General features: G+C 37.5%; 25 protein-coding genes and 3 pseudogenes. 6 read left to right on the top strand and 22 right to left on the bottom strand.

Annotated elements, in window-relative coordinates; translation table 11 throughout:
* Positions 1–4: 4 nt before the first annotated feature.
* Positions 5–508, top strand: a complete 504-nt coding sequence (locus tag MKP09_RS06525) for a DUF6265 family protein (protein WP_240826963.1) — start codon at positions 5–7, stop codon at positions 506–508.
* A 25-nt stretch (positions 509–533) separates the two neighbouring features.
* Here the strand turns inward: MKP09_RS06525 and MKP09_RS06520 are convergent, their stop codons facing one another.
* Positions 534–1,691, bottom strand: coding sequence for a galactokinase (locus MKP09_RS06520; protein ID WP_240826962.1), 1,158 nt, complete (start codon positions 1,689–1,691; stop codon positions 534–536).
* A 32-nt stretch (positions 1,692–1,723) separates the two neighbouring features.
* On the opposite strand from MKP09_RS06520, the gene MKP09_RS06515 reads away from it, so the two are divergent.
* Positions 1,724–2,761 (top strand): aldose epimerase family protein, encoded by a 1,038-nt coding sequence (locus MKP09_RS06515; RefSeq protein WP_240826961.1) that lies wholly within the window; start codon positions 1,724–1,726, stop codon positions 2,759–2,761.
* Positions 2,762–2,767: 6 nt separating this feature from the next.
* Positions 2,768–3,382 carry a hypothetical protein gene (locus tag MKP09_RS06510; RefSeq protein WP_240826960.1) on the top strand — a complete coding sequence of 205 codons (615 nt, stop codon included), beginning with the start codon at positions 2,768–2,770 and terminating at the stop codon, positions 3,380–3,382.
* Between the two features lie 50 nt (positions 3,383–3,432).
* Here MKP09_RS06510 and MKP09_RS06505 read toward each other — a convergent pair whose 3' ends face one another.
* The 6 genes from MKP09_RS06505 to MKP09_RS06485 form a co-directional block, all read right to left on the bottom strand.
* A complete protein-coding gene (locus tag MKP09_RS06505; RefSeq protein WP_240826959.1) occupies positions 3,433–4,434 on the bottom strand; it encodes a GSCFA domain-containing protein in 1,002 nt (333 codons plus the stop codon).
* A 31-nt stretch (positions 4,435–4,465) separates the two neighbouring features.
* Positions 4,466–4,636, bottom strand: a complete 171-nt coding sequence (locus MKP09_RS25540; RefSeq protein ID WP_262915267.1) for a TrmH family RNA methyltransferase — start codon at positions 4,634–4,636, stop codon at positions 4,466–4,468.
* The gene (locus tag MKP09_RS06500; protein ID WP_317235185.1) at positions 4,636–5,247 is read right to left on the bottom strand and encodes a TrmH family RNA methyltransferase; all 612 of its coding nucleotides are present in this window, start codon (positions 5,245–5,247) and stop codon (positions 4,636–4,638) included. The genes MKP09_RS25540 and MKP09_RS06500 overlap by 1 nt, the downstream gene beginning before the upstream one ends.
* Before the next feature lie 198 nt (positions 5,248–5,445).
* A complete protein-coding gene (locus MKP09_RS06495; protein WP_262915266.1) occupies positions 5,446–5,877 on the bottom strand; it encodes a DUF4112 domain-containing protein in 432 nt (143 codons plus the stop codon).
* Positions 5,878–5,941: 64 nt separating this feature from the next.
* On the bottom strand, positions 5,942–6,121 hold the full coding sequence (locus tag MKP09_RS06490) for an NUDIX hydrolase (protein ID WP_240826957.1): 180 nt from the start codon (positions 6,119–6,121) through the stop codon (positions 5,942–5,944).
* On the bottom strand, positions 6,106–6,504 hold the full coding sequence (locus tag MKP09_RS06485) for an NUDIX domain-containing protein (RefSeq protein WP_240826956.1): 399 nt from the start codon (positions 6,502–6,504) through the stop codon (positions 6,106–6,108). The genes MKP09_RS06490 and MKP09_RS06485 overlap by 16 nt, the downstream gene beginning before the upstream one ends.
* Positions 6,505–6,631: 127 nt before the next feature.
* On the opposite strand from MKP09_RS06485, the gene MKP09_RS06480 reads away from it, so the two are divergent.
* The gene (locus tag MKP09_RS06480; protein ID WP_240826955.1) at positions 6,632–7,240 is read left to right on the top strand and encodes a superoxide dismutase family protein; all 609 of its coding nucleotides are present in this window, start codon (positions 6,632–6,634) and stop codon (positions 7,238–7,240) included.
* A gap of 66 nt (positions 7,241–7,306) precedes the next feature.
* Here MKP09_RS06480 and MKP09_RS06475 read toward each other — a convergent pair whose 3' ends face one another.
* From MKP09_RS06475 to MKP09_RS06445, 7 genes and pseudogenes are all read right to left on the bottom strand, one after another.
* The gene (locus MKP09_RS06475) at positions 7,307–7,999 is read right to left on the bottom strand and encodes a porin family protein (RefSeq protein ID WP_240826954.1); all 693 of its coding nucleotides are present in this window, start codon (positions 7,997–7,999) and stop codon (positions 7,307–7,309) included.
* Between the two features lie 74 nt (positions 8,000–8,073).
* A complete protein-coding gene (murB, locus tag MKP09_RS06470; RefSeq protein WP_240826953.1) occupies positions 8,074–9,096 on the bottom strand; it encodes a UDP-N-acetylmuramate dehydrogenase in 1,023 nt (340 codons plus the stop codon).
* A gap of 132 nt (positions 9,097–9,228) precedes the next feature.
* Entirely contained in the window at positions 9,229–9,909 is a 681-nt protein-coding gene (locus tag MKP09_RS06465; RefSeq protein WP_240826952.1) for a DUF4998 domain-containing protein, read from the bottom strand.
* 131 nt (positions 9,910–10,040) lie between these two features.
* The gene (locus MKP09_RS06460; RefSeq protein WP_240826951.1) at positions 10,041–11,243 is read right to left on the bottom strand and encodes a DUF5000 domain-containing lipoprotein; all 1,203 of its coding nucleotides are present in this window, start codon (positions 11,241–11,243) and stop codon (positions 10,041–10,043) included.
* 30 nt (positions 11,244–11,273) lie between these two features.
* Positions 11,274–13,142: a RagB/SusD family nutrient uptake outer membrane protein gene (locus MKP09_RS06455; RefSeq protein WP_240826950.1), complete on the bottom strand. Its 1,869-nt coding sequence runs from the start codon at positions 13,140–13,142 to the stop codon at positions 11,274–11,276.
* A 60-nt stretch (positions 13,143–13,202) separates the two neighbouring features.
* Positions 13,203–15,950 (bottom strand): annotated as a pseudogene (locus MKP09_RS06450) (SusC/RagA family TonB-linked outer membrane protein); the annotation flags it as partial.
* Between the two features lie 41 nt (positions 15,951–15,991).
* The gene (locus MKP09_RS06445; RefSeq protein WP_240826949.1) at positions 15,992–16,348 is read right to left on the bottom strand and encodes a carboxypeptidase-like regulatory domain-containing protein; all 357 of its coding nucleotides are present in this window, start codon (positions 16,346–16,348) and stop codon (positions 15,992–15,994) included.
* 337 nt (positions 16,349–16,685) lie between these two features.
* On the opposite strand from MKP09_RS06445, the gene MKP09_RS06440 reads away from it, so the two are divergent.
* Positions 16,686–17,711, top strand: coding sequence for a LacI family DNA-binding transcriptional regulator (locus MKP09_RS06440; RefSeq protein WP_240826948.1), 1,026 nt, complete (start codon positions 16,686–16,688; stop codon positions 17,709–17,711).
* A 10-nt stretch (positions 17,712–17,721) separates the two neighbouring features.
* Here the strand turns inward: MKP09_RS06440 and MKP09_RS06435 are convergent.
* The 6 genes and pseudogenes from MKP09_RS06435 to MKP09_RS06410 all read right to left on the bottom strand — a co-directional run bounded on the left by MKP09_RS06435 (position 17,722) and on the right by MKP09_RS06410 (position 22,294).
* A pseudogene (locus MKP09_RS06435) lies at positions 17,722–19,505 on the bottom strand (S9 family peptidase).
* A 29-nt stretch (positions 19,506–19,534) separates the two neighbouring features.
* Positions 19,535–19,840, bottom strand: coding sequence for a hypothetical protein (locus tag MKP09_RS06430; RefSeq protein ID WP_240826947.1), 306 nt, complete (start codon positions 19,838–19,840; stop codon positions 19,535–19,537).
* Between the two features lie 289 nt (positions 19,841–20,129).
* Complete coding sequence (locus MKP09_RS06425; RefSeq protein WP_240826946.1) at positions 20,130–20,726, bottom strand: S24 family peptidase; 597 nt, start codon at positions 20,724–20,726, stop codon at positions 20,130–20,132.
* Between the two features lie 52 nt (positions 20,727–20,778).
* Positions 20,779–20,886 (bottom strand): helix-turn-helix domain-containing protein, encoded by a 108-nt coding sequence (locus MKP09_RS06420; RefSeq protein ID WP_240826945.1) that lies wholly within the window; start codon positions 20,884–20,886, stop codon positions 20,779–20,781.
* 102 nt (positions 20,887–20,988) lie between these two features.
* Positions 20,989–21,858, bottom strand: coding sequence for a hypothetical protein (locus MKP09_RS06415; protein ID WP_240826944.1), 870 nt, complete (start codon positions 21,856–21,858; stop codon positions 20,989–20,991).
* A 217-nt stretch (positions 21,859–22,075) separates the two neighbouring features.
* Positions 22,076–22,294, bottom strand: coding sequence for a hypothetical protein (locus tag MKP09_RS06410; protein ID WP_240826943.1), 219 nt, complete (start codon positions 22,292–22,294; stop codon positions 22,076–22,078).
* 361 nt (positions 22,295–22,655) lie between these two features.
* Here MKP09_RS06410 and MKP09_RS27925 point away from each other — a divergent pair.
* Positions 22,656–23,506: pseudogene (locus MKP09_RS27925) on the top strand (hydrogen peroxide-inducible genes activator).
* Between the two features lie 305 nt (positions 23,507–23,811).
* Here MKP09_RS27925 and MKP09_RS06395 read toward each other — a convergent pair.
* Together MKP09_RS06395 and MKP09_RS06390 are read right to left on the bottom strand one after the other, a co-directional pair.
* Complete coding sequence (locus MKP09_RS06395) at positions 23,812–24,816, bottom strand: lytic transglycosylase domain-containing protein (protein ID WP_240826941.1); 1,005 nt, start codon at positions 24,814–24,816, stop codon at positions 23,812–23,814.
* A gap of 253 nt (positions 24,817–25,069) precedes the next feature.
* A complete protein-coding gene (locus MKP09_RS06390) occupies positions 25,070–25,654 on the bottom strand; it encodes a hypothetical protein (RefSeq protein ID WP_240826940.1) in 585 nt (194 codons plus the stop codon).
* Positions 25,655–25,801: the final 147 nt, after the last annotated feature.

Raw genomic sequence — 25,801 nt, 5'->3', positions numbered from 1 at the left:
AAGCATGAACCAGCGCCTGTTCATATTAAGTATTATGACATTTCTCTTTGTTTCCTGCAACGAAAACAAACAAGAAACTCAGGGCAAACCTTTATACGCAAAAATAAAAACTGCCGGTTGGCTTTCAGGTAACTGGCATCATTCATCCGAAGAGGGAAACGCTACGGAACAATGGAGACGTGTAAACGATTCTACTTATGCAGCAGAAAGTTTTATAATCGTAAAAAATGATACTGTTTTTTATGAAACTATGCATCTCGAACAAAGAGCCGGCTCCGTGTATTGCATTATAAACGCAAAAGAACAGAACAAAAACGAAGCAGTTTCCTTTAAACTCACATCCAGCGAACCTGACATACTTGTTTTCGAAAACCCACAGCACGATTTTCCAACAAAAATTGTGTATAACAAAATAGGAGAAGATTCATTGTTCGCTGAAATATCAGGCACCATAAATGGCAAAGAAAGAAAAGAAGGTTTTCCTTTTAAAAAATTATCTAGCCTGTAATTTATTTGATTTTGAGGATAGAATCTCACACAACCGTCCTTACCCCTTCTGCAATTACAGAAGAAAATACACCAGGCTTATAACCTATTTTTTCGTTATAATAATTAGTAATTTTTTCTTTAAAATCATCAAAGCTATCTTTCTTAACCAACGCAATAGCACAGCCACCAAATCCGGCGCCGGTCATGCGCGCGCCGATGCAATCTTCATAAGTTTTAGAAAATTCAACAATAGTATCTAATTCTTTACCCGAAACTTCGTAAAGACTTTGCAGAGAATCGTGCGATGCGTACATCAGTTCACCAAAGGTTTTAATATCTCCAGACACTAACGCATCTTTAGCTTTTTTAACTCTTTCATCCTCTGAAACTACATGCAATGCACGGTTTTCAATAACCGGATCATTTATTAACGATCGGTTTTTAGTAAAATCTTCTATACTTATTTCACAAAGATGTGTTACTTCTAAGTTTTGCTGCAACAATTTTAATGCGGTGCGGCACTCGTTAAAGCGTTCATTATACTTTGATTCTACCAGCTTTCGTGGCTTATTTGTATTTACAATTGCCAGCACATAATCGCCTATTTCAAAAGGCAGGTATTCGTAGTCGAGCGTGTCACAATTTAAAAGCACGGCATTTGAATCTTTGCCCATAGCAACAGCAAACTGGTCCATAATACCGCTATTCAATCCCATAAAATCGTTCTCCACACGTTTTCCCAATAGTGCCAATTCTACTTTATCCATTCCGCCATTAAACATTTCATTCAGCGCATGACCCGTTAACACTTCAATGGAAGCAGAAGAAGACAATCCAGAACCAATAGGAAGGTTACCGGAGAACAACATATCAAGGCCAGTCACATCAATGCCGGCTTTTGTAAATTCATGGATCACGCCAATTGGATAATTAAACCATTCATCGCCAGTTTTACTATATGTGCTTTGCTTCGATACATCTGTTGTTTCCGGAAAATCAACTGCCCTAAACCTGAAAATATGCTCGTCGTTTTTTGCTACCAGTAAGGTCGTTCCCATTGTAATGGCGCAAGGCATTACCATACCTCCATTGTAATCAATATGCTCCCCAATAAGGTTTACACGCCCCGGGCAAAAGAACACATGCTCAGCCTTTTTGTTAAATTTCTTTTCAAATTCAATTTTCAGATTATCGATAGTCATGTCAATTTTATATTTTTATCAAAAATAACTTTATGGTTGATATATCAGAGCAACAACATGGCACCCATCCTAACGGCAAAGCAATTTTTGTTTACACATTAAAAAATCAGCCGGGAACCATCGTCCAAATCACCAACTACGGCGCCATCATCATGGCGATAAAAATAAAGAAATCCAACAACACTTACAATGATATTGTGCTGGGCTTTGACGAACCATCTCAATATTGGAGCGATGAATATCTTACCAACTACCCCTATTATGGGGCTTCTATTGGGAGATATGGCAACCGGATCGATAAGGCTTCAATTAATATTGACGGAACAGAATATAAACTAAACAGTCACAATCCAGGCTTTCAGTTGCATGGCGGCGTTGAAGGATTCGATAAAAAGGTCTGGGAAAGGATTCCTTCCTCTGAACAAGAATTGATATTGCAATATATAAGCCCGGATGGTGAAGAAGGCTTTCCTGGCGATCTTACAGTTCAAATCGTTTTTAAACTAAATAATGAGAACGAGTTGAGCTACGAATACAAAGCAACCACCACAAAACCAACAGCCGTTAATATTACACATCACAGTTATTTTAACTTGAATAATGGCGAAGGCAATATCCATAATCATTTATTGAAAGTCAATGCCAGTAATTATTTAGAGCAGGATGACAATTACTGCACTACGGGAAAAGAGATCCCAGTTGAAGGAACACGCAATGATTTTAAAAATTTCAATAAAACCGGAACTATAGAAAATCCGGAAGAAGGCATTGATATTAGCTTCCCGTTAGATGATTCGGGATTGAACCATGTGGCAGCAGAAGCTTACGTTGACGGGCAGGATATAAAGTTGCAGGTATTTACAACAGAGCCATTGGTTCATTTGTACAACTCTCGCTGGTCGCCTGCTATTGTTGGTAAAAACGGAACACAGTATGCTGCATTTTCGGGTTTTTGTTTTGAAACACAAAAACATCCTAATGCGATCAGAATTGATAGCTTTCCGAACACTATTTTAAGGCCAGGTGAAACTTACCAAACTAAAACGGTTTATAAGTTGACATCAAAATAAGCTGCGATGACAGTAGAAACTTTAATAACGACTTACAATAATTACACAAATGAACAGTTGCTTGAAGTACACGCCAAGTTGAATGATTATTCTTTTGAAGCAAAACAAGCCTTAACGACCATTATAAAAAACAGAGGCGGTTTAGATGTCTTATTAAATGAAGATATTGAAAGAAAAGAAGCCCAAAAAGAGATTGCTCGAATTAAGGATGAAGTCAGACAATCAAAAAATGTGAATTTTGATGAAGACTTTTTGGTGAAAGCAATTTCCTCCAATCGACTTGATAAAAACCAAGTAAGGCAAATCATACAAGACACTCGGATTGAAATCCATCAAGATCTAGATGATAGAAAAATCAAGCCTCGAACTATTGTTGCCGGTATTCCTGCAGCCATATTGGCTAGCTTATTGTCTGGCGTAATGTGGGGATTGCAGATAATGTGGTCAGGAAGAATGTTCCTCATTTTTTTCATTGGCGTTATCCTAATTTGCTATGGAATGATTAAAGGCTTAACTAAGCAATCTTATAAAAATTTAGCAGTAATTATTTTAACAATCTTATCAATTATTTGCGCATTACTTATTGGTCAGCTAATGTATGAGTTATTCGGCAGACAATAGATCATTGGCTGAATTATCATCAATTTCATGCCAATATAAATAATATTCTGTCATCTCTCAACCGTCAACTCTTTAAAATACTTCATCTCTTCCTCAAAATTCAAAAAGGGATACTTCGCTATCAACTCTTTTGCTTTTTCAAAATGCGCCTTTAAAAATTGCTGGTGCGCGTTAGTTTTAGGTTGGAAAGCTTTATGCTTTCTTGCAATAGCAATTTGACGAACCTGTTTCATCAATTGCTGCGAAGGCTCATCAATACAGGCTTTTGTAAAATGCTCTAACACAAATTCTGTTGCCTGATAATTAGGATGCGCTAAATCTACATCGTAAAAACGATAATCACGGAGCACATCAATCACTAATTCATAAGCCGGAAAATAATATACATCAGGAAATTTATCTACCAAATGATGCACCACTTCTATCAACCTGGCTTTACTTCGGTTATTGTCAATCACTCCGTCCCGTAAATGCCTTACCGGACTTACAGTAAATAATATTTTTATCTTAGGATTAAAGGTTCTTAAACGGTGATAAGTATTATCCATCGCTGCAATAATTTCTTCAATGCCTAATAATTTTTTATAAAACCATTGTCCAGGTGCGCGATGGCAATTGGCTACATGCAAATCGTGTCGCTCCTGTTCGGGAACATTAGAAGAAAGAATATAGGAAAATGCAGAACCTAAAGTAATAATTACCCAATCCGTTTCTTTTAAAAAATGATGCGCGTTCTCAACAGCATCATTAATGCCTTGTAACACTTGTTCTTTATCCATTCCTGAAAATCGCGAATGATGATGCCAGGAATTCCATACTTCGTTGAGATAAAATAAATCGGCTTCGGTATATTTTCGATTCTCCACATATGAAACAAGACTATGCCTTACACTGGCTGGTTCAAATAAAATACCATGTGGGTTTTGAAGCACGTCAAATTTATGTTCGGCCAAAGCATTGCCAATATGCTCTGTAAAGCAAGAGCCAATCAGCAAAATCTTATTGCCATAAGCAATAGGCTGCGGCAAATGCGGAACATTTATGGGAGACATGAAATCCATTGGGAAATGTAAAATGTAGAATTTAGAATTTAGAATTTAGAATATTCCCTCGCTGTTGCAGTACTTCATACAATATCATTCCCGTTGCAACAGAAACATTAAGGCTTTCAAAATTATTCTTCATTGGTATGCTAATGCGCTCATCACAAACTTTCAATAAAGCAGGATAAATACCTTTTTCTTCACTGCCCATCACAATTGCAGCAGGAACAGAAAAATCGCAATCGGATATTTTTTTGAAGCAGTCATTTCAGATGCAAATACCAAAACCCCGTTTAGATGCAGTTCATCAACGGCTTTCATCAAACTATTGACACGGCAAACAGGTATTTTTTCGAGCGCACCGGCAGAAGTAAGAATAGCGTCGTCATTTAAAGCGCCGATACCTTTATCTGGAATAATGATAGCATTAACGCCGCAACACCAGGCTGTTCGGGCGATACCGCCGATATTTCTTATATCCGTTATACCATCTAAAATTAAAAATAAAGGAGTCTCTCCTTTTTCTACTACAAAAGAAATAACATCTTGTAGATTTTGATATTGAACTTTTGCTATTTGTGCAATACAACCGCCATGTTCGCCCACATTAAAACTATTGAGCTTTTGTTGAGGAACATAATTTACCGGTACACCAAATTGCGTAGCAAGCATTTTTAATTCGGATGCATCTTTGCCTACATATTTGGTATCAATATAAATTCTGTCCAGGCCTTTGCCAGACTTTAGTGCTTCGATAATACGTTCCGCACCAATTACTAAGGAACTCTTTTTGGGCCTTTGTGGCGATCTGAAATTTTTCACAAAGCAAAGAAAGGAAAAGTTGAGGGAAGTTGAAAAGTTAAAATGTTGATAAGGGCTTTGCAGATGATTTAAAACCTTCGAGATTTTAAAAACCTCGAAGGTTGGCCATCGTCGTTTATATAGGCTGAGGTATGTTCCACAAAAAAGTGTGCGACGCAATTTCGATGCCAGGTGTTTATTGCTGGGGCGATAAAAATATCACCAACCTAAAGCGCTTTCTGTCCATTGCAGCACGCTGATAATTAAATAAACGATTAGCGCAAGAACAATAAACATTGTAATAATTATCCCCACAATGACTGGCCGGGCGCTACCGCGATGCTTACCTTCGGTATAATGTTCTGATAATAATTTTAGGTTGCGCGTATTGGCCTTGTAGGTGAAATCGAAGACCCAGCCTAACACGGGAATGGCTCCGATAAGTGCATCAAGTGTAGCATTGACAAGCATTTTAGCGGCAAGGCGTCCAGATGCGCCGTGTTTTACCATAGTTATAATCAATGAAATGGATATGATGTATCCGCTAATATCTCCTGCAACGGGAATCAAATTTAGGATTGGATCTAATCCAAATTTGAACCCGCCAATGGAAAACTGCTCGTCCATAAGACGTGTTATCCGCCGCACCATATTAAGACGCCGATCGTTACTGGGCTGTACTGTTATTTGTTGTGTCTTTTCCAAATAGTAATTATTAATATTCGTTGAGCAACATCATCAATTGCACTTTTTGTATGGCCATTATAGAAATAGCATCCGTAATGACTCCATCGCGTATCATATCTATTGCTTCATTAAATGTAATCTTTTTCGATCTTAAATCCTGCTCAGTTTCTTCGGGAGATGCTATTCCATATTTTAATTTCCTGGCCAAAAAATGATACTGTATTCGTCGCTTACCGAATTAGACAGATGGCTTCTTACAATTACATTCCAGTCTTCGGCTATTAATCCGGCTTCTTCTAAAAGTTCACGTTTCGCTGCCTCAAGATAAGTCTCCTCTCCTTCCGGGCAACCACCTTCTGGTATTTCCCAACTAAACGCATCTAGCACAAACCTATGCTGGCCTACAAGGTAGGTGTTCCTATCGTCATCCAAAGCAATAACACCAATTGCTGCATTTTTAAAATGTACTTTTCCATAAATCCCTTTTCCGCCGCCAGGATTAATCACGTCGAACTCCGTTACATTTATCCAGGGATTGTCGTAAACCTCCTTCTTTCCTTCAATTTTCCATGGGTTATTTATATCACTCATAAATTGGTTCAATGTTTGTATAAATTTGAATAGCTATTGATTTTTACCATAATACAACAGTGGTAAAAGTAAACTTTTATATATTTTTATTCGCTAAACCTCATTAATTAAAATTTAAAAAAGCATTATGAAACGTTCTCATTTATTATTAAGTAGTATGATTGCCATTACAGCCCTGGCGTCATGCGGAGGCGCATCTACAAACAGTGACGAGACAACAGGAGGAGATTCTGCAACAGTTGTTACAGATTCAATGTCTTTACCTGAAGCAACAGGTACTTTAGTTGCAACAGCAAATCTTATGTCAACAGCAGATTCTACACAGCAAATAGGTACTGCTAAATTTTACCAGCTGGACAGCACACAAATTAGAATGGATCTTGTAATTGATGACAAGGCAAGAGCAGATAGCAATGTAGCTGTTCATTTTCACGAACACGGTGATTGTGGCGATAAAGGGAACAATACACATGGCCACTGGAACCCAACTAAAGAGAATCATGGTGAATGGGGTTCTGCTGCGTATCATTCGGGCGATATAGGTAATATTCAATTAGATAATAGTGGGCATGCTACTAAATCAGTTACAACTGACAGATGGAGTATTACAGACGGCGCAACTAATAACATTATTGGTAAAGGAATAATTGTACATGGTGGAACTGATGATTATAAAACTCAGCCAACAGGCAATTCAGGTCCTCGCTCTGGTTGTGGTGTTATTATGAAACAATAAACAAACTCCAATAAAACAGGGGCTTCGATTGAAGCCCCTGTTTATTTTTTTATTTGAGTAATTTTTTTAGAAGAATACACCTAATCTAATAGCCCATCTGTTTAAGCCTACTTTCCCGTCCTTCCAATCTTTATTTGACGTGATGTCTGTAAAGCCATTTTCTAAACCAAGCCCAAAGAAAAGATCGGTTTTTTCAGCAAGTTTATACTCACCGCCTGCACCAATCAATAATCCCATGTTTACCTTATTCGTATTTTTCATAACATTTACGTTATCACCAGAAGCAGATCCGTGTGAATATTCAAGCCTTGATCTTAACAAAGCGCCCATATAAGTACCAAATTGTCCCCAAAAACGAAAATTATTCATTTCATTAGTTCTTAATTTTACACTTACTGGAATTTGTAAATACTGCAGCTTCAATTTGTAGTTCTGATCATCGCCAGCGGCGTCTGCACGGTATAAACCTCGATCAGATGTATTGTACATCAATTCAGAAGAACCATGTGCTACTTCAAGTCCGGTAGCAAAAGCACCCCGACCATCGGCGAACATAATATCAGCCATCAATCCGTAGTTCACACCAAAGCCGCTGCCAGTACGCTCGATATCGTTTTCGGCTGGTGTTAAAGAGTTAGCAAATACCGGATCGATTTTGAATCCAAACCTTACTTTTCTTCCATAGATTTCGCTTTGTGCGTTCAGCCCGGAATACATTGAAATGGAAAGCAGGCTAAACATGATAATTTTCTTCATCATTTGAATTTTAAGTTAACAACTGTAGTTTTGTAAAAATAGTTCGCGAAGATAGGAGTTTTCAAGCTCTTTTCAGGTTATAGAATATTCACTTCGGGAAGAAGTTCAACACTGAAGCGTTGCAAAACCGCATCCTGGACTAGCTTACAGACTTCTAAAATATCAGAACCCCTGGCATCGCCATAATTCACCAAAACCAATGCCTGCTTGGCATGTACACCGGCATCACCTTTTCTATATCCCTTTAACCCGCATTGTTCAATAAGCCAGCCAGCAGCCAGCTTCATTGTATGATCAGGATTTTCGTAGGCAACAATCTCCGGAAACGCTTCTTTTAAATTTTGAAACTTTTCTTTTGATACAGAAGGATTTTTAAAAAAACTTCCTGCATTTCCAATCTGTTTGGGATCTGGGAGTTTAGACGTACGTATAGCTATAACCGCGTTAGCAATGGCTTGTATAGACAACTCGTTAACATTTGCTTTTTCAAGTTCCTGTTTTATAGCTCCATATTCAATATGATACTGAGGTTCTTTTCTAAGTTTGTAAGTAACATCTGTTATTACAAACTGATTTTTGAACTTATGCTTAAAAACACTTTCCCTATACCCGAATTCACATGCTGCATTTGAAAAAGTAATCTCTTCTAATGTTTTTCTGTGAACTGTAGTCAATTCATGAAAAACCTCTTTAATTTCTACGCCGTAGGCACCAATATTTTGCATAGGTGATGCCCCAACCAGACCTGGAATCAACGCCAGGTTTTCGATGCCTGCATAATTATGCTCTAAACAATACAGCACCAGCTGATGCCAGACTACCCCGGCGCCCACTTTTAAATAAATAAAATCCTCATCTTCCGCTATTTTTTCAATACCCTTTAAACCATTTTGTATTACAAGCCCTTGCACATCATTTGTAAAAAGCATATTGCTGCCACCGCCTACAATAAGTACGTTGGCGTCTTGCTTTAAAGCCCACGCCATCCCTTCTCTTAAGACATCAACCGAGTCGGCAACTGTAAAATATTGTGCATACGCACTAATACCAAAGGTATTGCGTGACTTTAGGGACACATTACTTTCAATTAGTACACTCATAATACAAGTGTACAATGTTACATTAAAATTAAATAGCTTGATTATTTTGTAACTTAAAAGCATATAATATATGCTTAGCACAATATCGATTTTATAGTTTAGAGATGTCTAAGAATTCAATATATCATTTTTTTATTTGGGATATAATGTTTGTGCAGAGTAAAAAGTATCTATTGAAGTTTTAGGCTTATATAATGTTTTATATATAAAGCTCGTATCACTATTCATGTTTGGTAATTTAATAATTCTTTCTTCAATACTTGTAACTAACGTATCGAATGGAATATTTTGTTTATTCATATAAGAAAATCTTGTACCAATTGAAGTTGAATCAATAGAAAGTACAGAAATAAATGCGGTATCCTGTGTTTTGGTAATTTTAGTTATAACCCTATTATTTAAGAGGCTTTCATACAATACCCCGTAAGAAATACCAATGCTCTCAACAGAAACGGATTTATTATTTTCGTTATCTAAAGTATATATCTGAAACACATACGTACCTTCAGCCAGATTATTAATGATCACCGAAGTTGTGTCAGTAGACATTGAAGTCTGGATCTGAACATCAACAGAATCAGCTTTATTATTCCAATAAATACGCGCGATTTTAGCTTTGGGATCTTTGGTAACCCAACTCAGTTTTATGCGCTCGTTTCCTGCATTGGTATAAAGATTCTCTACCTTTCCTATGTAAGTTAATCCATTAGGTACAACGAATTTTTTGTAGCTATCATCCATTTTACTGCATGATAAAATTGACACAACAATTCCGATGCTAAACAAAAAAACACTACTTCTTAAATTATTCATGTTTTGCATTTTTATTTTTTTGTCGAATGAATACCACCAAAATTTAAACAGTTATTTTGCTTTCCACTCTTTAGAGCATTCATAAATGTTATTTATTATTATAAAAAACTAAAGCATAAAATATTGCCCCCTTATTCACTCGGCGCTCCCCAAAAGGTATATTCTCTAATGTAGAAGTAGGATACGCCGCCCCATATTTCTAATATTTTGACCCGCAGATAACGATACGGAGGTATACCGATGGGCATATCAAAGTCTTCCCCATCCTCAACTGCAAACTTCAGATCTTCCGCAGAGGCCTGCCCCAATGGCAACCCTGATGGTTTAAACGAATTGAATCTCCCGATCGAATCCCAGCTCGCCCAGTTGCCATCTAAAGAAGGGTTATTACTACCCCAGAATTCGAACACTTTTGGATCGCCTGAATTGTAAGCATTAGCAACACCTTCTCTATGAAAAAACTTAAATCGACTTAATACTACAGGTTCCCCCATATCAAAAGTAAAAGAGGCCGGAATGCCTTGGCTTGGAGCAGTATGAAATATCTGGGTGCCGTTATCCCATAAAAAACGCATATATCTTGTAGCGCCTCCAAAAGTATGTGGGCCGGCATTATCATTTGGCAAACTGAGTTCTTGGAATTTTGACTTATCTATTTGAACCTCAGCCAAAGGAATAAAATTCCTTAAAAGGGTATCCGATTTATTATTCCACCTATCCCTTATATATACTGCAAACTTAGTAGTAACAGGATCAAATCCTCTGACAGCATACGCACCCGAATCAGCTTTACTATAAAAAGTATTTACTGTGTACCATGCACCATTTCCCGTTGAGTCTGCTAAAACAACAAATGCCAGATTAGCTCTTGAGAGGTTTTTGAACTTAATTGCGGCACCTCCAAAAGTCTCTTTTAATGTAAGCTCTTCAAAAGTAGTTAACAATGGAGGCTGAAGCGGCGTGACATCCACAATCTGCGGATCAGACTCTTTTCCATTTCTCCCTATAGATTTAATTGTTATTTGCCTGGGTTGAGTGTCACCAAAACCTTCAACAAACAAAGAGTCTTTAAAGTATGATACTTTAGTTTCCTGCTTTACACCTGGGCGAATTTCATATTCGGCTTTTACATACAACAAGTTGTAATCACTCGGAACAGAGTATGTAATAAATGCTCCTCCTGGCATTCCTCCTGTTTTAATATTAGTTACCATTGTAGGAGCTGGGGCATTGTCGTTTGTATAAGTCAACATATCCTGTCTCTTACAAAAAAATCCTCCTGCTATTATAAAAAGCAACAATGCTATTGCGTATATATTTTTATGCTTGCTCATGATGTAATGATTTATAGTATGCAAACTAATTTACCAGCCCAGGTTTTGTACCAGGTTTCGGTTGATTTCAATTGCCGAACTTCTTATCGGCCAGAAATAATCTTTATTAGTAAATCTTTGTATAAACACATTCTGAATTTGATAATACCCCTGAGCAGATGACTGAGGCAAAGTCCAGCCTGTTATTGGCTTATTTAACTCCGTGATCGCGGTTTTCCAACGCTTAAGATCCCAATATCTTGACCCTTCTAAAGCCAACTCTATTGTTCTTTCCCGATGAATAATATCACGCAAACCAATCTTTGTGGTATAAGCCGATGGATTTGTCGAATGCTGGCTCCAGGCTTCCTGAACAGAAGGAATTCCGGCCCTTTCTCTTATTAGGTTAAGATAAGTTAACGCCTCTTCAACAGGGCCCTGGTTTTCATTTATAGCTTCTGCATATAATAAATAAAGATCAGACAAGCGCATTTCGGGCCACGGATAATTTTGAATAGAAAGTACATTGCTAGCACTTATTACATCTTCATAATGCACGTATTTTTTAGGATAGTATCCCGTTACAGAAATAATGTTAGCGAATACACCAGCGGCAGATTGTCCGTATTTAGATTGCAAAACCAATGGAGATGATTCTGGCTTTCCCTGTCCCAGCCACACACCACCATCAAAGGCCAGGCTTGCATAAAATCGGGGTTCCCGATCAAAATTAATTGCCGAGGTTACGTAATTATTACTTATGTAAAATTTTTCAGAACTTGTACCAGCGCGCAAGTTATAACGGTTATTATAATTCCATGTTTTATCCTCGTTTATAGGAACTCCATTTTGACTATAAAAGAGTTCTACAAGTTTTAGTGGAATTCCATAACGCCCTGAGGTTTGAGTATTATCGTCTCGACGGGCGGGATCCAGACCGCGTGGAATAGATTGTTGCTGTAATGTAGTTGTTGTACTATTCGTATTTCCCCAAATGATTTCTGAGTTCCATCGCGCATTTACAGAATTACGAATATTTAATTGCAATTTGGTTGTATCTGAGAAACCTTCTTCATTACGCGTCGGTTCAAATTCATAAAGTTTCATATCGATAGAATGGCAAATATCAACGGCCTCCTTGCATGCCGTTTCTGCTGTTTTCCATTTTACAGGATCAAATGTAGTATTGAACAAGACCGTCCCTCTATTATCTTTTAAATTAGTGTAATCCGTATTACCGTTGAATAACGGACTAGCCGCAGTAACTAAAACTCTTGCTTTTAATGTATAAGCAATCGGCTGTGTTATACGCCCCAATTCATTTACAGGATCTGAGATAATGAGTGGTAAGTCATTTTTTGCTTCATCAATCAACTGTACAATATAATTAAAACACGTATCTACCGGGTCTCTATACACTTTAGCTAACTGGGGGTCTCCATCTACAGGTAAATTTTCTTTAATAATCGGGATTGGACCATACATTCTTAATAAATAAAAATGGTAATAGGCTTTTAAAAACTTTACCTCTGCAATCCAACGGTTTCGTTCCTCTATCGAAAGGTCAGGTACTCTTCCAACGTTTTCCAGGAAAATATTACAGTCCCTTATTCCACCATATAAGTCCTTTCCTCCCAACCTTCCTTCCCAGTAATTCAAATAAGGATCCGTTACATTTTGATTTCCCCTTGCAATTTCATATCCATTAGAGGTACTAAGCGGATAAACAAGGTGGAGCTCATCTCCGGCAGACAAGCCAGGATTATTTCCTACGTTTCCGCTCGCAGGCAGATAGGAATAACATGTAAATAAATACTTTTCCGCTTCTTTTCTTAAAGCAAAGGCGTTTTCTATGGTAGCTATATTGTCCGGAATTATATCCAGAAATTTTTTGCACGATGCGCTAACTATTGTCAACATACTCAACGCTATTAGATATTTAAGCTTTATCATTATTAAAAGTTTCTCTTAAAAATTAGTTTACTCAAAGTTTATTCTAAAACCGACGTTAAATACACGTTGTATAGGATAGTTAAAAGCATTTCCAGCCTGTTCTATATCCCATAGTTTAAACTTTGAAAAGGTAAGAAGGTTAGAACCGTTTATGTAGAATCTTAAATTGGAACAATGATATTTAGTAAGCAATCTTTCAGGAATAGCAAAACCGACTTCCATTTGCTTTAGTCGCAAAAATGCACCGTCACGCATAAACCAGGTATTTCGTTGCGCGTTATTTGGTATTACTGTTGCGCTTAGCCGGGGCCAAAGGGCGTAAACATTTTGATTGGCATCCGACCAATGATCGTTAGCATACGCTTGTAATAAGGCTCCTTCCGAAACAAAGGGCAAGGTGGAGCCTTTATTATTTGTCGAGTTATATGCCTGCGTATTAATCCAAAAAGACTCCTGAGCTAGTCCCTGGAAAAAGGCAGACAGATCAAGCCCCTTCCAACCTACCGAAAAACCAAAACCATATACAATCTCAGGAGTTGTAGGAAATCCGATCGGCACCTGGTCAGCTTGTGTGATTTGCCCGTCGCGATTAACGTCTAAATATTTGATATCACCACCGCCATATACACCTCCAAAACTTTGCACTGGTGAGTTTGCAGCTTCGTAATCATCAACAAAGAGACGTTCAGCGATATACCCCCACTGTTGGCCAATTGAATAACCAACTCTGGACCGGTATTCCTCAACATAATCCGGTTCTTCATAATCAATAAATCGACTTCTGGCATAAGTAAAATTGGCTCTTCCAGATGCCCAAAAATGTTTGCCAAAATTTTCGGTGTAGTCTAAAGAGAGATCAACACCACTGCTTTTAGCCCTACCTACATTGGCTCTAACCTCAGCCGAAAGTCCCATGGTCGCAATGTCAGGGCGTGTCATCAAAATATTTTGTTTGTCGATAGTATAGTATTCGCCAATAAAATTTAGTTTATTAAATAATCCGATCTCAAGTCCTAAATTCATCTGATAAGACTTTTCCCATGTAATGGCTGCGTTTGAGTAGCGCGAAACATCATACCCCGGTCGAGAATACAAGTTATTTTCACCAAATACTGCACCCCTGTCGGTACTGTTAGGATTAGTCTCCGAGAGATAAAAAAATCGATCCCCAGGTGCACCAATTGCATCATTTCCAACCAAACCATACGTACCACGTAGTTTTAGCGCACTAATGGTTTTAGCTACTCCCTCCATAAAATTTTCATTGGATACCTGCCATGCTACCCCAACAGATGGGAAAAAGCCAAATCTTTGATCTTTATGAAATCTCTCTGCACCGTTATATCCGAAATTAAACTCGAAAAAGTAGGTGTTATCATAATTGTATGTTGTTCGTCCGGATAAGCCCAGGTTTCTAAATGGCAGCGACTGTTGTAACGTTGTATTCTGGTCATTCTGTTCAATCCTATTTCTTAAAACATATATCAACATTTGCCCCAGATTATGCTTACTTCCCAATTTAGTATTGTAGTTAAGTGCTGATTCCATATAGAACGAAGCTGCCAAATCTCTAGGCCCCTGAACATAATCGAGATATTCTGTACCTGTTTCAGGATTAAGAGATATCAACTGATAAGTATCTGTTTCTCTATCGTAGCCGCTTGTTTGATACCAAAATGGTCGAAATTGTCTTGACACACTAAAATTCGACGTGCGGTTGACATTTCCTAATATTCTAAAATTAAGTCCGGGGGCAATAAAGTTTAAGTTTTGCTTTAGTTCCATTGAAGCCTGCATAAACGAGCGCGACTGATCTTTGTAACCCTTTACCATATCAGCATAAGGATTATTATAAAAATTATTATCCTCAAGATCGGCCAGATAATTACCAAAGAGTGTATGTTTTAGAAAAGACAACTCAGGTGGTGCATCATAATATGCCGGAAAGCGAACCGGGTTAGAATGCATAATATCTTCATAAACAGCAGTTCCTCCGTCAATAGGACCATTATAATCATCAAAATTACCTGCAAGCTTAACAAACAACACAGTGCTTTTTGTAATATTCACATCAACATTTGATCGTAGTGTATAACTCTTTAAGTTGATGTTATTATTGAAGTTGTTAAGCTTATCTACTTTCAATATTCCGTTATCCTGAGTAAAAGAAGACACATAATAACGGGCTACAGTACCGCCACCGCTTACATTCAGATTTGCACGTTGGTTTGTAGTCTGCTTCTTGAAGAGCATATTCAGCCAGTCGTTGGCTGGATAGACAAATGGATTTCCACCAGCTTCAGTATTTGCAATTTTATCGTCGTTGTAAATGGTGGGATCTCCAAGTGGATTTCTGGTATATACGGCTTCGTTGTAGAGTTTCATATAATCTACCGGACTAGCAAGCTGAATATTTTCTGTCGGTTGCGAAACAGATACTTCGTAGTTACCACCAATTTTTGCTGAACCAACTTTACCCTGTTTCGTTGTAACTAATATCACACCATTGGCACCCCGAGCCCCGTAAAGTGATGTTGATGCGGCATCTTTCATAATGGAAAAACTTGCGATGTCGTCTGGTCGTAACCGGGCAAGGTCCGTTGTTGTTAATTCTATTCCATCAATAAGTATTAAGGGATCTTGCTTATATCCAAACGTTGTTACACCGCGTATAAAGAAGTCGGCATTATCCTGCCCTGGTTCGCCGCTTCGCTGATAAGCAATCAAGCCAGCTACACGTCCGGCCAAAGCTGTAGTAAGATTACTTGTAGGTGTTTGTTTGAGTTCATCTACATTTACTGAAACTACAGAGCCGACTAGTTCTCTTTTTTCTGCGTTCCATACGCAACCGTTACAACTTCGTCCATTTCGGCTCCTTTAGAAAATAAAACAACGTTAATAACTAATGCCGAGTCTGTAACATCAACGGTTCTTTCTTCATCTCCGTACCCTACAAAAGAATACACTAACACGGAGCCTCTAGGAGCTTCAAGGATGTATTGTCCATCAGTATTAGTTTGGGTTCCTGAGGCGATGTTATTTTTTATTGAAACGGAAACGCCCGCTAATGCAGCACCGCTGGAATCAGAAATGGTTCCGGTCACTTTAATCTTATTATCTGCCTGGCCGCTGGAGCACAAAAAAGAAACAAAAAGGAAAGCGTAAAAAAGCATTTAAGTTTCATCATTATAAGCAATTATTTAACAGTTAAATTTTATACACAGTCGTCCACAAAAAAATAGCTTACGGCATATTTTTCCTCATTCTATTGGATCTGATTCCGATAGACATAATAATGCCATCAATACCTGGAATAATCGTGTAATAGCAAAGCAAAAAAATTAGAAGGTCAAAAAAAACAGTTTAGTGAGTCTTTCAAAACCAAGATAAATATTCTATTGAAGAAAAAAAGGAAGTACATGAATGAACTGTAAAAACCCAGTATTACAACGATTGAAACAGTTTTTATATAAAATGTATTAGCGCTCATTTCAGAAAAAAACGCTAACATTGAGCAATGAAAAAGGCGTTACCATCGTAGATATTGCGCACAGGCTAAATATGTCTGCGTCAACGGTGTCTAAAGCCCTGAAAGATGACAAAACGATCAGCGCCATTACAAGAGAAAGAGTAAAAGCGTTGGCTAAGGAATGGAATTATATCCCCAATCAGGCAGCCAGAAATTTTCAACAAAACAAATCGTTTACGCTCGCAATTGTTATACCCGATTTGCTCGATCAGTTTTACGCCTTGGCGATAAATGGCATAGAAGAAGTAGCTATACAAAATAATTATAATGTAATTATATGTCAGAGTTATGATAACTCGGAAAGGGAGATAAACATTCTAAACCATCTTGTCAGTTCGAGAATTGATGGCATTATCATAGTAGTTTCAAAGAATACAAAAGATCTTACCATTTTCGACAATATGGAGAAACAGGGAATTCCAATTGTATTCTTCGCCCGATCTATACAGCAGCCCTCGTTCAGTTCAGTTTCTTCTGATCATAACGATGGTGCGTTGAAAGCAATCAACTTATTAATAAAACGCGGACATAAAAGAATAGCGCATCTGGCTGGACCAAACGCTTTATTAACAAGCCACCTTCGACATACAGCTTACAAAAAAGCATTGGAACAAAATAATATTCCGTACGATGCTGCACTGGTAAAAGCTACAGACTTTTCTTATGAAAGCACTTCAACTGCCTTAACCGAGTTGTACAAAGACAAACACCCTCCTACTGCATTTTTTGTATTCAAAAGCTATGTCGGTTTGGATATAAAACGTTTTCTCCAATCCTCTCATCCAAAAAAACTAAAACATACTGATATTATTGGTTTTGGAAACCTACCGCTAATTAAGCAACTAGAAACTAAACCCACGGCATCATTAGACGAGAATTCTCAAATGATGGGCCGCCAAGCTGCAGAACTTTTATTTGAAAAAATAAAAGATACGGAAGCAGAAAAATTTCACCTCCGAAAAATATTATTATCCCTTGCGACCTTATTATACATGAATAAACAATAGCCACTATTGTTTATTTCGGTCCCAGCAAGTATTCCTTCGGAGGTTCCGCTCCTAATAAATGTTTTACAAAATAATCCCAGCGGCGACGAGTCATATAATAAGTATAAGGGCCGTAACCATGCCTGCTATTAGGAAAAAGAACCAGGTCAAAATCCTTGTTTTCTTTTTGAAGCGCCTCCACAACTAACAATGTATTATATGGTGGAACATTATCATCCATCATACCATGCACTATCATTAATTTGCCTTTCAGATTTTTAGCATAAGCCTGATTGGCTTGTGCTGCATAGTCACTGTTTTCTACAAGGCCGTTATAACGCTCACCCCAATCGTCTTCGTAATTCCGATTATCGTGATTGCCCGATTGCGATACACCAACTTTAAAAAATCGGGATATCTTAATAAGGCTGCCGCTGTTGCAAAACCACCGCCACTATGCCCCCAAATGCCAACACGGTTTGTATCTATCGGATAAGTTTGAGATAATTGCCGAATAGCTGCAATCTGGTCTGGCAACGTATTTTCAGCCATGTTACCATAGCTCATGTCATGAAAACTTTTGGAACGATAAGGATTGCTCGTACCTTCAATAACTACTACAATAAACCCTAATTCCGCTAAAGCCTGGTGATCACCTCTGGACGCAGAAAAGCTCCAACCACCAACGCTGCCACCTTGCGGCCCGGGATATATATAATCAACAACCGGATATTTTTTTGAAGCATCCATTTTTGTAGGTGTAAACACAAGGCCATAAATATCAGTAACGCCATCGGCCGCTTTCGTCATTACAGGAACCGGAGGCTTCCAACCTGTAGCTTTTAAACGAGACACATCAGCTTTTTCCAGATTGACAATCAGCTTACCGTCCATACTTCTATAATCTGCTATAGGTGGTACATCCAGTTGAGAATAGGTGTCAATAAAATAATTACCCGAAGGAGAAAGTGTAATGTTATGATTTCCCAGCTCAGGTGTTAACAACGTAAGCCCCTTGCCATCAAATCCTATTTTATAAAAATAACTGAAATAAGGATTACCCTTTTCCCGGCCATGCCCCGTAAAATAGAGCACACGCTCTTTCTCATCAACTCTCATAAGTTTTCCTACCAGCCAATCGCCTTTTGTAATTTGATGTTTTAGCTTTCCGGTTTCGCTATCATATAAATATAAATGTCCCCAATTGTCGCGTTCAGAATACCAGATTATTTCTTTTGAAGAAGGTAAATATCTCCAGTTAATCGCATTTCTGCCTGATTCAAATTGTGTTTTTACAGTCTCTTCAAAAATCTCTTTAACGGCACCGGTTGAAGCATTTGCTATACGTACCTTCTCATTCTTATGATCTCTTGAAGTAGATACAAAAGCCATTTCAGATGCATCCGGAGACCAGTCGATATCATCGAAAGTTCCACTACTTGCAATATCATCGCTCATTGTAGCGCGGTGCGGGTCGGGAGGAATATTAAGTGAAATTACTTTAGCGTTCTCTACATCGATAATTACTCTTCTAATTGTAGGAATATATTTATCGCCTGGCAGTGGATATTTCCATTGCTCTAATTTAGGCGCACCAACATTAGTTGTTACCAGATACATATCATTCACGTTGCGCTGATCCTGCTGAAAAGTTGCGACTTTTTTAGAATCGGGCGACCAGCTCACAATAGCTGCATCACTATGTTTCCAACCTGCATTATCTGTTGCGTACCCATAATTCTCAACCCCGTCAGTTGTTAATTGCGTTTCCCTTTTTGTTTCCAGATCTTTTACCCAAAGGTTCCAATCTTTAATAAAGACTGCTTTCTTCCCATCTGGAGAAACTACTTCATTTGGATTTTGCCTTCTGCGCCGCGTTTCATCACCACTTTTTTTGTTGCCGTAAAGATTAGTTCCCTTTTTACTTTTTTTACTGGGTCTACAAAAAAAACATCCTTTTCACTTTTATACCAAAATTTGTCCCCATCTAACCATTGCGGATAAGGGTTGGTCCAATCTACATATTTAGCTGTATTATAACTTAAAAACTGTTCTGCTCTTTTATAATCATCTGCAGTTAGTTGTGGTGTTTGAGCACCAAGGAGGTTGGCTAATAAAAGAAATGTAATGATTGCGCTATATCTCTTCATACACAAAATAAGTTTGCGTTAAAATTATCAGTTTTTACTAAACGGCAGTTAATAAATTACAAAAGAGGAAAACTTAAAGGATGAATGATTTTATTGCATAAAGCATAAAAACAACAAAGCCGCTGTTGAAGCGGCTGTTGTATAAGCAATTAGTTCGTCTAAAATCTTTCGTTAAAGTACTTAAAAATAATCTTTTATAAATAAGAAAAAATATTTTTTCGACGAACACCCCTTATTTTTCCATGAATGGGTCAATTTCATCCATAAATTAGTTCAAAAAGATGAAAACCTAATTTCTTTTCTTCTTCATACCATCTACCTGTTGTTGTAGATTGGCCACAATATTTACCAGTTGACCAACATCCCAATTCTGAGAAGTATTTGTTTTAGATATTATATATTGTGCTTCCCACATTTCCAAAACTTCGTCTGAACTTATGGTATATGGTTGAAAAGTAGGGTTGTCACTCATTAATGTCAACTTGTTCTTTGCCTTGGTATTCTTTTGTATACGTTTATAAACAATACCATCATTTCGGGAAACTAATATGCATGCAGTATTGTTTTTTAGAGTGTCCAACGCCTCAATCTTTTCACCAACAATAACGGAACCACTAGGTGTTGGTAACATTGAGTCGCCTAAGATCTCGAACGCCCGGTAGTTTCCTCCACTAAGCATCGGCAATGTAAATGTATTTAACTCATCAATAAATTCATGATCAGCATAACCAGTTAAATAACCTGCTGCCGCCTTCACCGGTACAAAAGGAATTTGAGTAACTACAGGTGCGAGTTTCAATGCGCGTCTTTTAGCAAGATAATTTCCTGAGCCGGTTTCAACGCTAAGGTCTTTACGTAGCAACTCGTCCAGCGTAAGTTTAAACATATCGCAAACGATTTCAAGCACATCGATACGGGGTTCAGCGCGCTCTTCTTCATCACGCGCCTAATAGCGATCTTTTAATATTAAGCTTAGTTGCAAATTCATCCTGCGTCCACCCGCGAAGCTTTCTTAAATACTTCAGATTTTTGTTGGCTACTGACATGACTAATTATTTTAGTGCAAAATACTAATTTTTTTATCATTATAAAAAATTTTATTTATGCATCAATTAGCCAGATAAAAATAAATACCGATTTGTTTAACTTTAAATCCCTTTTACATCTTTTACATCATAGCCTTCAATATCCTGTATATAATTATTAATGACCAAAAAATCGAACAGAGGTTTGGCTTCTGGAGATACAGGCATATTCTTAACTGTGATCACCTCATTAGTTTTTTTATTTAGGTATGGATAAGCATACAGCTTAACATTTCGGCTGAAAAGGTCACTGATGTAGGTCAATAATTCCTGAGTGTAAGTTTCGCTATAGTTTTTCGCATTAAAAATAGTTCGCAGATTTGATATGTTGGTTGAAATACCAACGTTGCGTGGTTTACAGCGAGCAAGGTATTGCGCAAGTTTATTATTACGTTTAAAATTAGATACAATAACATTATTACCCGTATCACATAACTCTTCTGCTCGGGTGGCAAATATTTCAAGATCGTTATCGTTCGATGTATCGTCATCCAGCAAATTGCTCATCAACACTTCTATCATCACAACAAGATTGTCATTTTTCACATTTTGCGACCGCTTAAACTGTTCAACCGCTTTATTGAAAAGATCAAAATTAGGTTTTGACTTTTGAAGGAATTTGGTACGAAGAATCATAATATCTTTCTTATATAAAAGATCTTTAGCCTGCATAACATTTCGTTGCGGATTGAAAATAGCCGCACTCGAAAAACCCTTGGCAATAAGGTATAAATTCACCAACCTGTCGCTGGTATGTTTGAACACAGGGCCGCGCAAGCTTATCATGTCAATCTCAACAGAACCAAAAGAAAGATTGTCTACCAGCGATTCAACCATCAATTGTACATCATGATTATAATAGAAGGCAGCATATACAAGATTAACACCCAATATGCCCAGTACATTATGCTGCAAACTGGTGTCGTTGTCCAATAATTTTACGTGAAAAATGATATCGTTGTGTTCGCCGCCGGGCGCCACCTGAAACCTAAGGCCAAGCCAGCCATGCGGTTCATTGGTACGACTGAAATTAAGCGTAGTAACTGTATCTGCAAAAGCAAAAAAGTTTTGCCCTCATGTTTCTCGCCGTAAAGTCGTTCTGTTAACAAGTCGTACTCGTGCGAAAGCATTTGCTTTACCCTGGAACGGCTTACGTAACGGCCAGTTTCTTCAATTCCATAAATGGCATTACTGAAAGACATGTCGTACGCCGACATTGTTTTGGCCACTGTGCCGGAAGCGGCGCCAGCTGTAAAAAATTTCGGGCGACCTCCTGTCCAGCGCCAATCTCTGCAAAAGTGCCATAAACCGAAGCATCAAGGTTTATTTTTAAAGCTTTCCGTTTTGTTTCGAGTATTTCTCTTGCCATATTCTTTTCAAAGCTACAATTTTTAAGTTCTTAGAAAACTGTATCACATTAAATTATGATTAGAAATAAGAATAAGATAGTTGTTTCAACCTTTTTTAATAACATAAGTGAAGAATTTTATTAGCCAACACTAAACAAATAGCATCAGCCTTGCGTCGCACCATTTTTTGTGGAATATAGCTCAACCAACATATACGACAGCTACCCGACGTCTACTCCAAAACGCCCTGGATCGTGTAACAAAAGTGTCAGATCCAATAAATCACTATGATATCAACAACAAGTACAATTTCTTTATTGAAAAGAAGATATAAAAATAATTGATAGTTTTGCAATACTTATAGATGAAAATGATATAGAAATGACTTTGCAACAATTGGAATATTTACTAGCAGTACATCAACATCGAAATTTTTTAAAGGCGGCGGAAGCTTGTTTTGTTACTCAGCCCACATTGAGTATGCAAATTCAAAAGCTGGAAGAAGAATTTGAAATAAAAATTTTCGACAGAAGCAAACAACCTATTTCCACAACAACTGCGGGAATTGAAGTTATTGAACATGCCAGGCAAGTTGTAACCGCAGCACATGAATTATCGTCTTTGGTAGAATCTCAAAAAGGAAAAATGAAGGGCCTGTTAAGGATCGGTATCATCCCTACTCTCGCTCCCTATCTCTTACCCTTATTCATTCCTACGTTTACTAAAAAATATCCGGATGTAAAGTTGCAGGTAAAGGAGCAGACAACAGATATCATTATCAATATGCTAAAAAAGGCAGCATCGATGTAGGCATCCTTGTTACACCCATTAATGAAAACGGAATAACCGAACATGCGCTTTTTTACGAAGAACTTATGGTGTATGCATCTAAAAATAACAGGCTATATCAAAAGCAATATTTATTACAAAAAGACATTGACGTAAGCAAACTATGGTTATTGGAAGAAAGTCATTGCTTTCGGTCTCAAATCCTTTCCCTGTGCGAACTACAGAAGCAGAGCAAAGAATTTATCAATTTCGAATATGAAGCGGGCAGCATTGAAACGCTAAAAAGAATGGTTGATGTAAATGATGGATTAACGATCATTCCGGAACTTGTAACTATACAGATGCCAAAAAATGAACTGCGCGCAGTACGCCATTTTAAAAGTCCGGCTCCTGTACGAGAAGTAAGTCTGATCGTTCACGGCAATTTTATCAAAAAAGATTGATCGATTCATTGAAGAAAGAAATATTAGCTGCGATACCTGAAAAACTTAAAAAAATAAAAAAGAAATGTAGTTCCTATACAATGAACTTGCTTAGACTTTTTAATAAAACACATAGAGACATAGCATTTGCCTCTTTTGAGGTGATATAGTATCCGCCGTAGGCGGACATAGCCTCTGGTAAAGGAACGATTATGTGTATTTATGTTTCCTGTTTATCATAAAAACTTATGTTTCTATGTGGTTAAAAATAAATTTAAACAACTTCAGTAACTACTTAGCATAGATATTATTTTTCAGCAACACATCTATTCTTTTTTTGCCAATAGGTCGGTTAGCAAAACTCCTTTTTGTTTGTCCAGATCAAGCAAAGTAACATCATGGTCGTAGCCAAGTTTAAAAAAAACACGATCGTCAATGATCCAGCCCTGTACACCAAAAGAATAGCCTTTAAATGAAAGTCCATAATTCGAGGTTTGCAAATCGTCATCTAATACAATCGTTACCATATCTCCATCCTGAAAGTTTTTTATTTTACCTTCTACATGCGCTAATACATATTGCTCTTCGTTTATAACCGGCGCTTTCTTGTCTTTATTTTTTTCTATTTCCTTTTCTATAACGCCAATGATATCTTCATCATTTTCAACTTTCAGATCTGATTGTTTAGGCTTCTTTTTAGGACCGGCGGTTGTGCTAAAAATATTATATCCAAATTTTGAATTGTACAATTCAGGATACTCGAACAATTCTTTTACGGCAATGATCTTATATACATATAAACCTGTTTCGGCATTTAACCTCATGGTAAAATAGTTATTTCCCTGCGCCTTGATAGCATTTAAAATATTTCCAATACCAAAATTATACGCCGCAATTGCCAATGGCCAGTTAACTGTTCCTGCCATTTTACGCAACCCGGTGTAGTTATCGCGAATTAGCTGACAAGCAACACGCGTTGCCTTATCAAAATTCTCTCTTTCATCTATCCCACTTCCTACCTGCATACCATAACCTCGAGCGGTAGCTGGCATGATTTGCCAAATACCTTTGGCGCCAACACCCGATTCTGCTTTAGTTAAAAAACCACTTTCCACAATTGGCAGATACTTAAGATCCGGATGAAGGCCATATGCCTTCAGATATTTTTCAACCAGCGGAAAATAACTGTTAGCACGCTGCCTTAAAGATGGGAGGTTCACAACATTCACTTGCTTTTTGATTACATTCACAAGCTTATCCTGAACAAATTGCTGATTCATCGGTACTGCTTCGCCACAAAAACTAATGATGTGCTGTGCCTCGGCAATCACTGAAATTGCACATATAAAAATTAAGAATAAATATTTTCTGGATTTTATCATTATATAGAAGTTGCTTAAACTTATTTTTCACCACATAGAAACATAGGTTTTTATGATAAACAGGAAAAATTAACAAACATAATCGTTCATTTTCCAGAGGCTATGTTCCGTCTACGGCGGATACTACATATCCTCAAATGAAGCAATTCTATGTATCTATGTATTTTATAAAAAAGTCTAAATAAGTTCATAATACCGTAGCTTATTTATTCTTCTTTCTTCTTGATTTTTTATTGGGCTTCTCATCCTCTTGTGGCTTTGTTTGTTTCACTGCTTTGCTATCAACTGAGCTTCTCACGGATGTTTGCACTTTAGCCAATTCATCAATATAATTTTTCCCACCAATAACAATCCCGGCTACGCCTTTTTCTTTTCGCCTCTCTTCTATAAATAAAACAAGACTTTCACTTTCTATAACATTAGGCGAGCGTGTTGCAAAAACAATGTACTGCGAAGTTCCTGGCTTTATAATCGGATAAAAATTTATATAAGTGAGATAACTACATTTAATAATCATCTTGGCTTGATCCTGTTTGTCATACCAATACATATAAGTCTTTCCAAGTAAAAAATCTTCTTTGGTATTGTTTTCAATTTTCACTTTGTAATAAGTATGCACATCTTTAAACGCAATATTCTCAAGCGTCACCTTAACGCCGCCATTTAAAATTTTGTCCGCGGTGATATTCAGTATATCGGAACTGCTGGTATTTATAAGCGAATCAGCTATCTTGAAATTGCGCAGCGTATCCGCAGCTATAAAAAAATCAGCGTTAACCATCGCCATTTGCCCAGCTGGTATGTTATATACATCAATACCTTTTTTACCGTAACGTTGCCAAATCCCTACTTCGGAATATGCCTTTTCCGCTTCTTTTTGTTTTTGCTCCGCTTCCAGTTGAGCTAACTTTTCCGCAGCGGCCTTCCTTTCGGC

Source organism: Paraniabella ginsengisoli, from assembly GCF_022513635.1.
Classification (GTDB): Bacteria; Bacteroidota; Bacteroidia; order Chitinophagales; family Chitinophagaceae; genus Niabella; species Niabella ginsengisoli.
This window is presented reverse-complemented; position numbering and strand designations above follow the sequence as displayed.